Below are 14,024 nucleotides of genomic sequence, written 5' to 3'. Positions count from 1 at the left end.
GTGACGAACCAGATCGATTTCGAGGCCGAGATCCATCGCCTGCTCATCGAACACGAACAGATCGCCGAGCAGGGCATCACCGTGCACCACCGGGAGAACGTGGTGGTGCTCAGCGGGGAGGTGGAGAGCACCCACCGGCGGGACGAGATCTGCCGGCAGATCAGCTCGCACTTCCCCGGTGTGGCGATCACCTGCGACATCGGCATCACCCGGGCACAGGCGCCCAGCGAGGTGGAGGAGATTTCATGATCAGGATCGCCGCCGTGGGCGACGTCCACGTGGACAAGGACGTGGTGGGCCGCTACCGTCCCGCCCTCGAGCAGTTGCCCGACCGGGCCGACGCGCTGCTCGTCGCCGGTGACCTGACCCGGCACGGGACGGTCGACGAGGCGAAGTGCTTCGCCACGGAGTTCGGCGGGCTGGGCGTACCGGTCGTGGTGGTGCTCGGCAACCACGACCACCAGAGTGACCAGGAGCAGCAGGTCACCGAGGTGCTGACCGACTCCGGGATCACCGTCCTGGAGTGCTCGGCCACGGTGCTGGAGATCCGCGGGCACCGGCTCGGCATCGCCGGCGCGAAGGGCTTCGGCGGTGGTTTCGCCGGCGCCTGCGCCAGCAACTTCGGCGAACGGGAGATGAAGCAGTTCGTCGGCACCACCGAGGAGATCTCGGCCCGGCTCGGCGAGGCGCTGCGCTCGGTCCGATGTGACGCGCTGGTGGCGCTCACCCACTACTCACCGGTGCCGGACACCCTGGTCGGCGAGCCGCTGGAGATCTACGCGTTCCTGGGCTGCTACCAGCTCGGCAACGCCGTCGACTCGGCGCCGACCGCCCTGGCCCTGCACGGGCACGCCCACCACGGCTCAGAGCGCGGCCGTACGCCCGGTGGCGTGCCGGTCCGCAACGTCGCCCACCCGGTCATCAAGCAGGCGTACAACGTGTATCAGTTGCTGTCCGAGTCGGTGGACGCGCCGCTCGTACCCGCCTGATGCCAGGTTTCCGGTTTCGGCGGTCCGGGTAATCGCTGAGACATGGACCTACTGCTTTGGATTCTCGCCGTAATCCTCGTGGTCGCCGGCATCCTCGCGCTGTTCCGGCGGCAGATCCTGTGGGGCGTTGTGCTGATCATCGTCGGTCTCCTGGTGGGTCCCGGCGGCGTCAGCATCTTCACCTGATCCCTCCTCGTCATCCGCAATATCGCCGACCCGGACCGGGGTCGCCGCGGCCGCGTCCGAATCGGACACCGCCCCGGTGGCCCCGGTTCTCTTTAGGGACCCACCGCACAGCGGGTGCGTTGTACTGCCGCTGATTTCTGACTCAATCCCGGGCGTGGCCGACGTCCATCACTTCACCTACGGCGTGTTCAATCCGATAGCCGCATACATGCTGGCGTTCCTCGGCTCGTTTCTCGGGCTGCTCTGCACCGGCCGGGCCCGGGACGCGCGCAACCGCGGCCGGCGCAACCGATGGCTGGTGATCGCGGCGTTCGCGATCGGCGGCGGCGGGATCTGGCTCATGCACTTCTCCGCGATGCTGGGCTTCGAGGTGCCGGCGAGCCCGGTCCGCTACGACCTCGCGATGACCCTGCTGAGCCTGGCCTTCGCGGTGCTGACGGTCGGCATCGGGCTGCTGCTGGTCGGCCACGGCCGGCGCAGCGTCCCGAAGACCCTGGCGGCCGGCCTGTTCACCGGCACCGGCGTGATCGCCATGCACTACACCGGCATGGAGGGCATCCGGCTTCCCGCCACCATCCACTACTCGCTGCCGCTGATGGCCGCCTCGGCCCTGATCGCGGTCGCGGCCAGCACGGTGGCGCTGTGGTTCGCCGTCTCGGTCCGGGGCGCGGTCAAGGTCACCGGAGCCGCAGCCGTGATGGCCGTCGCGGTCTGCGGCATGCACTACACCGGCATGGCGGCCATGTCGATCGAGCTGCACCCGGGCGCACCGGCGTCCGGCGGGATCCGGCCGCTCACCATGCTGGTGCCGATCATCCTGATCACCACGGCCACCATCGTCGCCGTGGCGCTGAGCGCGCTGCAGGCGATGACCGAGGAGGAGTTCACCGACGGGGCCGGCACCCCGAAACGGGGCGTGCACGCCGAGTCCCCGCAGCCGTGGTCACTCAAGCAGTCGTCGATGGGCGCCATGCGGCTCACCCCGGCGGCGCGGGCCGTGGTCGGCAACCGGAACGCCGGCGCCGCGCGTCCCTCTCCCGGGCCGCGGCCGTCACCCCGGCCCGCCGCGGCGCCGTCGCCGGCGGCGCCACCCGCCACATCCGGTAGCTGATCGAAACCCGTCGCCGCCCGCGATCCGGTATACCTGAACGGCATGGCGCCAAGGATGCTGCTCTCGATGCCACTGCACGCCATCACGGAGGTGTACGGGGAAGCCGGCCTGCGGGACCGTTTCGCTCTGGAACTGGAGTCCTTCCCGGCCGACGACCGCAAGACCCTCACCGAGGCGCTGGACCTGGCCTCCGACCTGCACGCCGACGACCGCCGGGTGCGCGAGCCGTACCTGAACCACCTGCTGCGGGTGGCGATCCGGATCATCCGCTACTACGGTGTGCGGGACACCGACGTGCTGGTCGCCGCGCTGCTGCACGACGCCGTCGAGGATCACCCGGCCGAACTGGGCGGGAGCGACCCGGACTCGCTCTGCGCCGAGCACACCGAGGCCGCCCTGGCCGAGCTGGCGCGCCGCTTCAACCCGCGGGTCGCCGAGCTGGTCCGGTCGGTCACCAACCCGGAGTACGACCCGGCACGCGACAAGCACGAGCAGTACCGCACCCACGTGGCGGAGAACCTGGAGCGCGACCCGTGGGCCCGGATCATCAAGATCTCCGACTTCACCGACAACGGGGTCGGCGTGATCCACACCACGATGGACAAGGCGTACCGGTCGGCGACGAAGTACCGGCCTCTCGTACCCAAGCTGCGTGAGCTGGTCGGGCGCCCGGACACGCCGCTCTCCACCCAGGCCAAGGAGCACATCCTGGACCAGCTCGACCTCGCCGAGGAGCGCTTCGCCGCGATCCTGGACGAGTGAGCGCGAGGCCCGACCTATGGTGGGGCCATGCCTACTGAAGCCTGGTGGCGCGATGCGGTCATCTATCAGATCTATCCCCGGTCGTTCGCCGACTCGGATGGTGACGGCATGGGTGACCTGCCCGGCATCACCGCGCGCCTGCCCGGGCTGCGGCGGCTCGGCGTCGACGCGATCTGGCTCTCACCCTTCTACCCCAGCCCGCAGCACGACGCCGGGTACGACGTGGCCGACTACCGCGGCGTCGACCCCCGCTTCGGCTCGCTCGGTGACGCCGACAAGCTGATCGACACGGCCCACGAGCTCGGCCTGCGGGTCCTTGTCGACCTGGTGCCGAACCACACGTCCAGCGAGCACGCCTGGTTCCGGGCCGCCCTGGCCGCCGGACCGGGCAGCCCGGAGCGGCAGCGGTACATCTTCCGGGACGGCGCGGAGCCGCCCAACACGTGGCAGAGCGTCTTCGGCGGCCCGGCCTGGGAGCGGCTGCCGGACGGCCAGTGGTACCTGCACCTGTTCGACGTCTCCCAGCCCGACCTGAACTGGGACCATCCGGAGGTCCGCGCCGAGTTCCTGGACATCCTGCGGTTCTGGCTGGACCGCGGCGTGGACGGGTTCCGGGTGGACGTGGCGCACGGCCTGATCAAGGACGCCGACCTGACCGACTGGACCGCGCCGTCGGTGGTCCTCGGCGGTCTGGAGCCGGCCGGCCCGCCGCCGCCGATGTGGGACCAGGAGGGCGTGCACGAGATCTACCGGCAGTGGCGGTCGGTGCTGGACGAGTACCCGGGCGGCCGGATCCTGGTGGCCGAGGCCTGGGTGCAGCCGGAGGAGCGGCTGGCCCGCTACGTGCGCCCGGACGAGATGCACCAGGCGTTCAACTTCCCCTACCTGGAGGCGCCCTGGGCCGCCACCGAGCTGCGGGAGATCATCGATTCGTCACTGGCCGCCAACGACGAGGTCAGCGCGACCACCACCTGGGTGCTCTCCAACCATGACGTGGTGCGGCACGCGTCCCGGCTCGGTTTCCCGCCCGGTGAGGGCCGCCGGCCCGGCATCGGGATCGGCGACCCGCAACCGGACGCCGGGCTGGGCCTGCGCCGGGCCCGGGCGGCAGTTTTGTTGATGCTGGCGCTGCCCGGCTCGGCCTACCTCTACCAGGGTGAGGAGCTGGGCCTGCCGGAGCACACCGGGCTGCCCGACGAGGCGCGGCAGGATCCGGCGTGGGAGCGGTCCGGGCACGCCGAGCGCGGCCGGGACGGGTGCCGGGTGCCGATCCCGTGGGAGGCCGACGCCCCGTCCTTCGGGTTCGGCCCGACCGACGCGAGCTGGCTGCCGCAGCCGGCGATCTGGGCGGAGTACGCGCTGGACCGGCAAGTGGGCGTGCCCGGCTCGACGTACGAGCTGTACCGGTCGGCGCTGAGCATCCGGCGCGCCCACGAGCTGGGTTCCGGCGAGCTGGTCTGGCTGGCGACCGATCCGGGGGCGCTGGCGTTCCGCAACGGCGACGTCGTGGTGGTCACCAATTTCGGCGACGAACCGGTGGCGCTACCCGGTGGGGCCCGGATCCTGCTGAGCAGCGAGCCGCTGGACGCGGGCGGGCTGGTCCCCACCGATGTGGCGGTCTGGGCGATGCTCTGAGGCGACCGCCAGCAGGGCGGTGTGCGTCTCGGCCATGTCCTTCGCCACCGTCCTGCTGGCCAGCCAGTACATGATCCCGGTCGGGATGAAGAAGAACTGGAAGGCGGCCAGCCCGACCGCGTAGTTGAGCGGTGGCGGGAAGGCCCCGGCGAGGCTCGCGAAGGCGACCGCCACCAGCACGTTGCCGCCCGCCCGGCCGGCTCCGTTGATCAGGTTGCCGAGGCTGTAGACGGTGCCGCGGTGCTGCGGCGGGTTCACGTCGGCGATCATGGCGAACCAGTTCGGCGAGTTCGCCGAGGTCAGCATCACCGCCACGACGGCCACCGCGAGGCAGATCCCGACGGTCGGCTCGGTCAGGACGTTGGTGAACACCCCGCTGATCACCGCGCCGGTGCCCGCGCCGTCCGGAACGGTGATCTTCATCGGCACGAAGAACAACACCACATAGAGGGGTACGGCGGCGAGCACCCCGACCGACGCGACGAGTGCCCGGCCCCGGGGCGTACGCCGTTGCAGCCGGTCGCCGGCCAGCCCGCCGAGGATCGACAGCGCCGCCCCGAGCTGGAAGACGGTCGCGAAGACGCTGCCGATCAGCACCGCCGTGCCGGTGGTGTAGCCCTGGTCCTCGGCCCGGGCCCGGAACAGCACCGGCAGCCACACCATCGAGCCGAACGCGATCTGCGCCGTGCCGCCCTGGAGGATCAGCCAGACGTTGGTGCGCCGTTTCAGGATGACCGGCAGGTCCTCGTGGTGGATCCGCTCCTCGTAGTCGACCCCGGCCAGCTCGGGCTGGCTGTCGCCGCGCGGCACGCTGTAGGTGAACAGGTAGGCCAGCAGGGCGACCACCCCGGCGGCCGACGCGAACAGGAACGGCCGCCGCCAGTCGTCGTGCCCGAGGATCCCGCCGACCAGGGTGCCGGCCAGGGTGCCGACGCCCTGCGACAGGCCCCAGAAGCTCATCACGAGGCCCCGGCGGCGCGGCGAGATCAGGTCGCTGACCACCGAGAAGCTGACCGAGGCGACGCCGCCGAGACCGAACGCGGCGACCGCCTGGGAGGCCAGGAACTGCCCGTAGTCGCCGGCCAGCCCGGACCACGCGGTGCCGGCCACCCAGATGACGGTGCCCACGATCAGCACCGGTTTGCGGTCGGTGCGGTCCCCGACGTACGCGAAACCGATCGCCGCGAACGCACTGACCAGGAACATGGTCGTGGTGGCGAGCGCGATGTGGCCCTCGCTGACCCCGAGATCGGCGCCGATGCTGCCGTAGAGCGGGGGAACAAGGCCGATCGCCACGTTGTCCAGCGCGGCCAGGATCACGAACACCACCACGCTGTACGCCCGGTGCACGCTTCCGCCCCTGCTGGTCACCCGGTAGAGGCTATCCGGAGATCCGCCGAACACGAGGGGCGGCGCCGCCCCGGGCAACGCCGCCCTCTCACCCCCGGTGAGAACGTTCGGGGGTACGGATACGCGAACGGCTCCCACGGTCACTCCGGATGGGCCGGAGCGCCGTGGGAGCCGGTCGGGCAGGTCAGCGCCTGCGGTCGAGGACCGCGTGCTGGGCCGCCGCGTACTGCTCCCGGATCAACGGGACGCTGTCGTCCTCGTACACCGCCGGGGTTGCCGCCGACCACGCGGGCGGAACGTCCCCGCCCAGGGTGACCCACGCGGCCTGGCGGGCCGCGCCGTCGGCGACGTACTCACCGGGCGGCGGCACGACGACCGGCCGGCCGAAGAGCGCGGGCGCGATGCGGCGAACCGCCTCGCTGCGCGCCCCGCCGCCGACCAGGACGATCCGGTCGGCCACCGCGCCGGTCGCGACCAGCGCGTCCAGACCGTCGGCGAGCGCGCAGAGCATGCCCTCGACGGCGGCCCGGGCCAGGTGCGCCGGGGTCGACGTCCGGAGGGTGAGCCCGTGGATCGCGCCGGTGGCGTCCGGCCGGTTCGGGGTCCGCTCGCCCTCCAGGTACGGCACCAGGACCAGCCCGTCCGCGCCCGCCGGAGCGGACAGCGCGAGCCGGGACAGCTCGTCGTGGTCCACCCCGAGCATCTTGGCCGCGGCGTCCAGGACCCGGGCCGCGTTGAGGGTGACCACGATCGGCAGGAACCGGCCGGTGGTGTCGGCGAACCCGGCCACCGTTCCGGTCGGGTCGTTCGGCGCCACCTCGGATGAGGCGAAGACCGTGCCGGACGTGCCGATCGAGACGATCACGTCACCGGGCAGCGCGCCGGTGCCCAGGGCGGCCGCCGCGTTGTCCCCGGCGCCCGGGCCCAGCGGAGCGCCGTTGGGCAGGTGACCGGCGATTCCGGTCGGGCCGAGCACCTCCGGGAGGTTCAATGATCGACCGAAACCGAGTTCCAGCAGGTCGTGCCGGTACTCGCCGGTCCTGGCCGACCAGTAGAGAGTGCCGCTGGCGTCGCTGCGGTCGGTGTACAGACCGGACTTCCCGGACAGTTTCCAGGTCAGCCAGTCGTGTGGCAGGCAGACCGTGGACACCCGCGCCGCGTTCTCCGACTCGTTGCGGGCCAGCCAGCGCAGCTTGGTGAGGGTGAAGCTGGCGACCGGCACGATGCCGACCGCGTCCGCCCACTTGTCACCGCCGCCGAGCTCCTCGATCAGGTCGGCGGCCGCGCCGGCGCTGCGGGTGTCGTTCCACAGCAGCGCCGGCCGGACCACCTCACCGTCGGAGTCCAGCACGACCATGCCGTGCTGCTGCCCGGCGACCGAGGCGGCGGCCACGTCGTCCAGGCCGCCGGCCTCCTCGATCGCCTGCTGGAGCGCGGCCCACCAGGCGTCCGGGTGCACCTCGGTGCCGTCCGGGTGCGCCGCCCGGCCCTGCCGGACCAGCTCACCGGTCTCGGCGTCGCGGATCACCACCTTGCAGGACTGGGTGGAGCTGTCGATCCCGGCTACCAGCGCCATCGGTTACCGGGCCCCGATGAGGTGCTCGATGGCGAGCTGGTTCAGCTTGACGAAGCCGTAGCCCTGGGCGCCGGCGGCGTCGGCGTCGAAGTCCTCGAACGCGCTGCGGTCGGCCAGCAGGTCGGCGTAGCTCTCGCCCGGGTTCAGGGTGGGCGTGCTCAGCTCGGCCACCTTGGACGCGGCCAGCGCCGCCTGCACCTCGGGGTCCGCGCGGAACGCCTTGGCCCGCTCCTTGAGCAGCAGGTACATCCGGATGTTGGCCTTGGCCGACTCCCAGACGCCGTCGAAGTCCTCGGTGCGCGAGGGCTTGTAGTCGAAGTGGCGCGGGCCCTCGTAGGCCGGGCCGCCGTCCGGCCCGTTCTCCAGCAGGTCGACCAGGGAGAACGCGCTGAGCAGGTCACCGTGGCCGAAGACCAGGTCCTGGTCGTACTTGGGGCCGTGCTGCCCGTTCAGGTCGATGTGGAACAGCTTCTTGTGCCACAGCGCCTGGGCGATGCCCTGGGTGAAGTTCAGACCGGCCATCTGCTCGTGGCCGACCTCCGGGTTGATGCCGAACAGCTCGGGGCGCTCCAGCTCCTGCGTGAACGCGATGGCGTGGCCGGCGGTCGGGAGCAGGATGTCGCCGCGGGGCTCGTTCGGCTTCGGCTCGATGGCGAAGCGGAAGCCGTAGCCACGGTCCTCCGAGTACTGCGCCAGCAGGTTCAGGGCCTCCCGGTAGCGGTCGAGCGCGGCCTTCACGTCCTTGGCCGAGTCGTACTCCGCACCCTCGCGGCCGCCCCACAGCACCAGGGTCCTGGCGCCCAGCTCCGCGCCGAGGTCCATCTGCCGCAGCACCTTGCGGACCGCGTAGCGCCGGACGTTGCGGTCGTTGCTGGTGAAACCGCCGTCCTTGAACACCGGGTGGGTGAACAGGTTCGTGGTGACCATGGGGACGATCAGGCCGGTCTCGTCGAGCGCCTTCTTGAAGCCCGCGACGATGCCGTCCCGGGTCTGCGCGTCGGCGCCGAACGGCACCAGGTCGTCGTCGTGGAATGTGATGCCGTAGGCGCCGATCTCGGCGAGCTTGTGCACCGCCTCGACCGGGTCGAGCGCGGGCCGGGTCGCGTCGCCGAACGGGTCGCGGGCCTGCCAGCCGACGGTCCAGAGACCGAAGGAGAACTTGTCTTCGCGTGTGGCCTGCACGGACACGGGTTACCTCCCCGAAATTGTTTAGTGGTTGAATTATTTGGCCAGGGTATGGCACTGTCAAGGGCGTGTTGAGCCCTTCCACGACACCGGTTCGCCAGGCAAGCGTGCGGGCCCATAATCTCGCACTGGTGCTGCAAACAGTCGCGAACAGCACAAATCAGCCATCGCGTGCGGCGGTGTCCGCGGCCACCGGGCTCACCCGCGCGACCGTTTCCGCCCTGGTCGACGATCTGGTGTCGGGCGGCCTGCTGGTCGAGGTGGACCCACCGCCCCGCACCGGCGCGGGCCGGCCCGCGGTCGGGCTCACCCTCACCTCCACCGGACCCGCCGGGCTCGGGCTCGAGATCAACGTCGACTACCTGGCCGCCTGCGTGGTGGACCTGACCGGCGCGGTGCGGCAGCGCTTCGTCGAGCACGCCGACCAGCGTCCCGCCGACCCGGCACAGGCCCTGGCCGCGCTCGGCGCCCTGGCCGCCCGGGCCCGGCTCGCCGCCGAGGCCGACGGGCTGATCGTCGCCGGGGCGGCGCTGGCCGTGCCCGGCCTGGTGGCCGGCCGCGGCCTGGTCCGGGTGGCGCCCAACCTCGGCTGGCAGGACATCGACGCGGTCGCCGAACTGCACCGCGTACCGGAACTGGCCGACCTGCCGGTCACCGTGGACAACGAGGCCAACCTGGCCGCCCTCGGCGAGTTGCGGGTGACCGGCGGCGACCCCACGTTCCTCTACATCTCCGGCGAGATCGGCATCGGCGCCGGACTGGTCCTCGACGGCGAGCTCTACCGGGGCGTGCGCGGCTGGAGCGGCGAGATCGGGCACGTCACCGTCTACCCCGACGGACGGCCGTGCCGCTGCGGCTCACGGGGCTGCCTGGAGCAGTACGCCGGCCAGGAGGCCCTGGAGTCCGGTGAGCCGCTCGCCGCGGCGGCGCTCGGGATCGCCCTGTCCGCGGTGGTCAACCTGCTCGACGTACCGGTGATCGTGCTCGGTGGGGCGTACGCCCCGATCTTCGAAAGGCTGCGGGAGGGCATCGAGGCCGAGCTGCGGCAGCGGGTCCTCACCTCGGGTCTCGCGCCGGTCGCGCTGCGCCCGGCGGCGCTCGGCGCCGACGCGGCCATGCGCGGCGCGGCGGACGCGATCATCCGGGCGGTCCGGGAGGATCCCGCGGGCTGGCTCCGTCGCTCGTCTCAGCGGTACGTGTAGAGCCGCGCCCACCACACGGAAACGGCCGCCGCCCCGAGGGGACGACGGCCGTTTCCGTGTTCGCGCGGGATCAGCTGACGCCGGTCCGGCTGCCGATCGCCTGGGCGAAGATGGCGGTGATCTTGGTGGGGTCCTCGGCCGGGAACACGCCGCTGCCCTTCACCACGTTGCTGATCTCCTTGAGCTCGTCCAGGTTGACGTCCGGGCCGACGGCGATGAGCACCAGCCGGATCGGCGTCTTCGGGTCCTGAGCCTTCTTGAGAGCGGCCAGGAGCTGCGGCCGGGTCATGCCGTCGGCGTTCTGGTTCTCACCGTCGGTGAAGAGGATGACCGAGTTCGCCTTGTTCTGGGCGTAGTTCGCCTTCACGTGGTTGTAGGCGTCCAGGATCGTGTCGTAGAGACCGGTGCCGCCGTTGGTCGGGTCCAGTCGGCCGATCGAGTCCTGCACCTCCTGGCGGGAGGTGGCCAGCGACTTGATCGGAACCAGCTGCTCCCACGGCTGCTTGCCCTTCAGCCGGGTGGAGAAGCGCCACACACCGACCGACCACTTGTTGCTGAACAGCGACAGACCCACGCTTGCCGCGGCCTGGGTGACCTGGGCACGGGTCTTGCCACCGGCGGTCGGCACCGGGTCGCCCATCGAGCCGGAGACGTCGAAGACGGTGAGGGCCTGGCCGGGCTTGGTGAGGGCGATCCAGCTACCCACCACCTGGCTCAGCTCGGCGCCGGTGACGCCGCCCGCGGCAGCGCCGCCGTCCGCGGACTTGGTGGCCGAGGCGCTGACCGCCGGCGAGGCCTGGGGGGCGCCCATCGGGGCGTTGAAGGCCGCGCCGTAGGTGCCGTCCGGAGCCCGCAGACCGACCGCGGCCAGCGCGTCCTTGGCGCCGCTCTCGGCGAGCTGCTTGAGCAGGCCGTCGGCGGCCGCCGACTTCTGCTGGTCCACCACCTGCGGCATGATCGTGTACGGGTAGTCCAGCGGCGCCGGGGACGGCTCCAGGTAGATCGCGCTGAGCTGCACGGCCGGCCGCTGCGCGTTGTAGGCGACCACGTCCTCCTCGGAGAGCGGCGCGATGGCCACCGCGTCCGGGTTGGTGAGGTCGCCCGGCGACTTCGGGAACTTCGCCAGCAGTTCCTCACGCAGCTTGAACTTGTTCTGCGACACGGCGGTCAGCGCGCGGGTCTTGGCCTGGAGCGCGGCGGCCGACGCGGTGCCGGTCGCCTGGTTCATCGCCACGAGGCTGGTCAGACCGGACGCGTCCACGGTGGGGTCCATGATGCCCACCGAGAGCGGCTCGGCGGCGCTGAAGTTGCCGACCAGCTCGGTCCAGCCGATCTTCTTGTCCGGCCAGCCCATCTGCTTGGCGATCGGCTCGGGCGCGGCCAGCACGAGTGGGCTCTGCGCGACCGAGGTGACCTTGCTCGGCAGGAAGCCGGCGGCCTCCTGCTGCAGGCGCATCAGCCAGGCCGACGAGTCCGGGATCCACACGTCGGGCACCTGGACCGCATCTGGTGCGGTGTCCAGACCCACGAGGGTCACCTGGTGGTCGCGGGACACGGCGCCGGCGATGGTCGACGAGACCTCCTCGGCGACGGTCACCTGAATACAGGTCCCGTCCACCTCGGCGCCGGCGGCGCTCCACTGCTTGGCGACCTGGTCGACGGCAGGGGCGATTTCGGGGGAGGCGGTGACGGTGAGGTTGACTGCTCCGGAGCACTCGGAGTCGGCGACCTGCTGGTAACCGATCCACGTCCCCGCAATCACGACGACTATCGCCATCGCACCTCCGACGACGCCCGCTCCCTTGGAGTTGAAGTTTCTACGATGGCGGCCAGACACGCGCTCCATAGTGCGCATGTCCGAAGCTGAATGCCATATACGTTCGGACGAAAATTACTCGGATTGGCGCTTCCTGATCTAGAAAACACGGAGCGTGTTGACGCCGTTCCGATCGGTATCGAGATTGACCCGCGGCGCGCCGGGTTTGTCCCACGGAATCACCGACACGCCGCAATGCCTGATCTAACCTATGGCCTGATCACTACCGAATTCCAGCGATGCAGGCAGGTTGGCGTCGGTTCGCCGGTCGGTTCCCCTTGGATTCCGGGGATTCCGGTGTCCGGGTCGATGCGGAAAACGGTCACGCTGTGTGAACGCTGATTGGTTACGTAGAGGTGATCTCCCAGCAGGACCATGTGCCTCGGCCACACCCCTCCGGTGGGCACCTCGGCGACCAGCGTGGCCTGCTCGCCGTCCCAGGAGAAGACCGAGACGGTGTCCGGCCCCCGGTTCGCCACATAGACGAACCTGCCGTCCCGGCCCATCGTGATCTCCGACGGGTAGACCGCGCCGGACGACGTGCTCGACGGCGTCTCGCCCCACGATTCGAGCGTGGGGCCACCCGCCGGGCGGTACCAGGTGAGGCTCCCGGTCAGCTCGCCGACCAGCAGCAGGGCGCCGTCGGCCGAGTGGAGCATGTGCCGCGGGCCGGTGCCCGGCTTCGCCTCCACGGCGGGCTCCGGAAGGCTCAGCCGGCCCGAGTTGGGGTCCAGCCGGGAGCGCCACACCCGGTCGGAGCCCAGGTCGGAGATCAGCACCTCGGCGCCGTTGCTTTCCGGAACCACCTGGTGGGCGTGCGGTCCGGCCTGACGCTCCGCGTCCGGCCCGCCGCCGGTCAGCGTGAGCAGATCGCTGCGCTCGCCGGGGGCGCCTTCGGCGTCGAGAGGGTGTACGGACACCGAGCCGCTCGCGTAGTTCGCCACCACGAGGTGCCGCCCGTCCGCCGTGACAGCCAGGTGGCACGGGTCCGAGCCGCCGGTCGGGCGGACCGCCAGCGGGATCAGCGAGCAGTCCGGGGCCACCGTGAAGGCCGAGACGCTGCCCTGGTCCAGCTCGTTCACGGCGTACAGGACCGGGAGTGTGGGGTGCTGTGCCAGGAAGGAGGGTGACGGGGTGCGCGCGACCAGCCCGAGCCGGATCAGATCCCCGGTCGCCGGGTCACGCCGCAGCAGCGTGATGCCGTCACCCTCGCCTCCCTTGTCACCGGTGTAGCACCCGACGAAGACGTATTCATCGCTGGAACCCATGCCCCGATCCCATCACAGAATCGGGTGTTCGCACGGCAGCACACCGCCGCCGGCGGCGCGGACCCCCGTTCTCACCCGCGCCGCCGACGGCGGTGTTCCGGTGCCGCCCCGCAGGTCAGCCCTTCAGCATCTCGTAGACGTCGGCCGGGGCGGCCACCCCGTCGGTCGGGGCGGTCAGCGGGGCGGCGGCGCCGTACTGGTCGTAGACGACCTCGTAGGTGGCGGCCTTGGCCTTGCCGGCCGCCGGGATCTTGACGAGCGCCTTGGTGATCCGGCCCTCGGCGTCCAGGGTCAGCTCCAGCGGCACGGCCTTGGCCTGCTCGCCCAGCGCGGTCAGGGTGTCGGCGTCGACGATCTCGGCCTCGGTGGACTTCGTCAGGTCGGTGGTGCCGGCGTAGGCGCCCTTGCCGGTCTCCTTGAGGTCCGCGGCGGCCCGCAGCAGGTCGCTGACGTAGCCGGGGTCGGACTCGCCCTGGTAGGTGAAGTCCTCGCTGGAGTCCTTGACGAGCTTCGCCTGGTCCAGCTTCATCCACTTCTTCGGCAGCTTCGGCAGACCGGAGTCCGCTCCCGCGTTCTTGAAGGCGATCTTGGTCCAGGCTTCGTCGCCGATGACCAGGAACTTCATGCTCAGGGTGATGTCGGTGTCCGGGATCTTCTCCTGGGCCTCGGTGGTGAGGGCCTTGTGCGGGCCGTCGACCACACCGGAGAGCGGCTGCTGGCCGCCCTTGATGGTGTAGCGGAACACCGGGGACTCGGTGGTCGGCACACCCTCGGCCAGAGTGGTGGCCGCGGAAACCTGCGCGACCGTCTCCTCGACGGCCTCGCCCACGCCGCAGCCGGTCAGCGTCACGCCGACGATCAACAGGGTGCTCGCTGTCTTGGTGAGAACGTTCATCGCTTCGTCTTTCTTCGAACGTACGGGGTTGATGTGACGAAGCCTCCGG

Annotated in this window: 13 protein-coding genes; 7 read left to right on the top strand and 6 right to left on the bottom strand. The window is 71.0% G+C overall.

What is annotated here, in order from left to right; all coding sequences use genetic code 11:
• The 6 genes from IEZ13_RS31390 (at nt 1) to IEZ13_RS31365 (ending at nt 4,683) form a co-directional block, all read left to right on the top strand.
• The gene (locus IEZ13_RS31390) at nt 1-249 is read left to right on the top strand and encodes a hypothetical protein (protein ID WP_183224795.1); all 249 of its coding nucleotides are present in this window, start codon (nt 1-3) and stop codon (nt 247-249) included.
• On the top strand, nt 246-989 hold the full coding sequence (locus IEZ13_RS31385; protein WP_183224796.1) for a metallophosphoesterase family protein: 744 nt from the start codon (nt 246-248) through the stop codon (nt 987-989). The genes IEZ13_RS31390 and IEZ13_RS31385 overlap by 4 nt, the downstream gene beginning before the upstream one ends.
• Before the next feature lie 42 nt (nt 990-1,031).
• Nucleotides 1,032-1,175 (top strand): GPGG-motif small membrane protein, encoded by a 144-nt coding sequence (locus IEZ13_RS31380; RefSeq protein ID WP_014688232.1) that lies wholly within the window; start codon nt 1,032-1,034, stop codon nt 1,173-1,175.
• A 154-nt stretch (nt 1,176-1,329) separates the two neighbouring features.
• Nucleotides 1,330-2,286, top strand: coding sequence for an MHYT domain-containing protein (locus IEZ13_RS31375; RefSeq protein ID WP_183224797.1), 957 nt, complete (start codon nt 1,330-1,332; stop codon nt 2,284-2,286).
• Between the two features lie 66 nt (nt 2,287-2,352).
• The gene (locus IEZ13_RS31370) at nt 2,353-3,048 is read left to right on the top strand and encodes an HD domain-containing protein (RefSeq protein WP_229795278.1); all 696 of its coding nucleotides are present in this window, start codon (nt 2,353-2,355) and stop codon (nt 3,046-3,048) included.
• Nucleotides 3,049-3,075: 27 nt separating this feature from the next.
• A complete protein-coding gene (locus IEZ13_RS31365; protein WP_183224799.1) occupies nt 3,076-4,683 on the top strand; it encodes a glycoside hydrolase family 13 protein in 1,608 nt (535 codons plus the stop codon).
• Here the strand turns inward: IEZ13_RS31365 and IEZ13_RS31360 are convergent.
• From IEZ13_RS31360 to xylA, 3 genes are all read right to left on the bottom strand, one after another.
• A complete protein-coding gene (locus IEZ13_RS31360) occupies nt 4,591-6,054 on the bottom strand; it encodes an MFS transporter (RefSeq protein ID WP_183224800.1) in 1,464 nt (487 codons plus the stop codon). The two genes, IEZ13_RS31365 and IEZ13_RS31360, sit on opposite strands and share 93 nt — an antisense overlap.
• Before the next feature lie 163 nt (nt 6,055-6,217).
• Entirely contained in the window at nt 6,218-7,609 is a 1,392-nt protein-coding gene (xylB, locus tag IEZ13_RS31355) for a xylulokinase (RefSeq protein ID WP_183224801.1), read from the bottom strand.
• Nucleotides 7,610-7,612: 3 nt separating this feature from the next.
• A complete protein-coding gene (gene xylA / locus IEZ13_RS31350; RefSeq protein WP_183224802.1) occupies nt 7,613-8,797 on the bottom strand; it encodes a xylose isomerase in 1,185 nt (394 codons plus the stop codon).
• Nucleotides 8,798-8,901: 104 nt separating this feature from the next.
• On the opposite strand from xylA, the gene IEZ13_RS31345 reads away from it, so the two are divergent.
• Complete coding sequence (locus tag IEZ13_RS31345; protein ID WP_183224803.1) at nt 8,902-9,996, top strand: ROK family protein; 1,095 nt, start codon at nt 8,902-8,904, stop codon at nt 9,994-9,996.
• Between the two features lie 70 nt (nt 9,997-10,066).
• Here IEZ13_RS31345 and IEZ13_RS31340 read toward each other — a convergent pair whose 3' ends face one another.
• The 3 genes from IEZ13_RS31340 to IEZ13_RS31330 form a co-directional block, all read right to left on the bottom strand.
• On the bottom strand, nt 10,067-11,773 hold the full coding sequence (locus tag IEZ13_RS31340) for a VWA domain-containing protein (RefSeq protein ID WP_183224804.1): 1,707 nt from the start codon (nt 11,771-11,773) through the stop codon (nt 10,067-10,069).
• Nucleotides 11,774-12,021: 248 nt separating this feature from the next.
• Nucleotides 12,022-13,080 (bottom strand): lactonase family protein, encoded by a 1,059-nt coding sequence (locus IEZ13_RS31335; RefSeq protein WP_183224805.1) that lies wholly within the window; start codon nt 13,078-13,080, stop codon nt 12,022-12,024.
• A 115-nt stretch (nt 13,081-13,195) separates the two neighbouring features.
• Complete coding sequence (locus tag IEZ13_RS31330) at nt 13,196-13,975, bottom strand: hypothetical protein (RefSeq protein WP_183224806.1); 780 nt, start codon at nt 13,973-13,975, stop codon at nt 13,196-13,198.
• Nucleotides 13,976-14,024 lie beyond the last annotated feature (49 nt).

Origin of the sequence: Actinoplanes campanulatus, assembly GCF_014647795.1 — a bacterium.
GTDB classification, from domain to species: Bacteria; Actinomycetota; Actinomycetes; order Mycobacteriales; family Micromonosporaceae; genus Actinoplanes; species Actinoplanes campanulatus.
This window is presented reverse-complemented; position numbering and strand designations above follow the sequence as displayed.

Coding starts and splice junctions, on each gene's coding strand:
- IEZ13_RS31385 (WP_183224796.1), top strand. CDS start 246: ATGATCAGGATCGCCGCCGTGGGCGACGTCCACGTGGACAAGGACGTG.
- IEZ13_RS31380 (WP_014688232.1), top strand. CDS start 1,032: ATGGACCTACTGCTTTGGATTCTCGCCGTAATCCTCGTGGTCGCCGGC.
- IEZ13_RS31370 (WP_229795278.1), top strand. CDS start 2,353: ATGCCACTGCACGCCATCACGGAGGTGTACGGGGAAGCCGGCCTGCGG.
- IEZ13_RS31365 (WP_183224799.1), top strand. CDS start 3,076: ATGCCTACTGAAGCCTGGTGGCGCGATGCGGTCATCTATCAGATCTAT.
- xylB (WP_183224801.1), bottom strand. CDS start 7,609: ATGGCGCTGGTAGCCGGGATCGACAGCTCCACCCAGTCCTGCAAGGTG.
- IEZ13_RS31340 (WP_183224804.1), bottom strand. CDS start 11,773: ATGGCGATAGTCGTCGTGATTGCGGGGACGTGGATCGGTTACCAGCAG.
- IEZ13_RS31335 (WP_183224805.1), bottom strand. CDS start 13,080: ATGGGTTCCAGCGATGAATACGTCTTCGTCGGGTGCTACACCGGTGAC.
- IEZ13_RS31330 (WP_183224806.1), bottom strand. CDS start 13,975: ATGAACGTTCTCACCAAGACAGCGAGCACCCTGTTGATCGTCGGCGTG.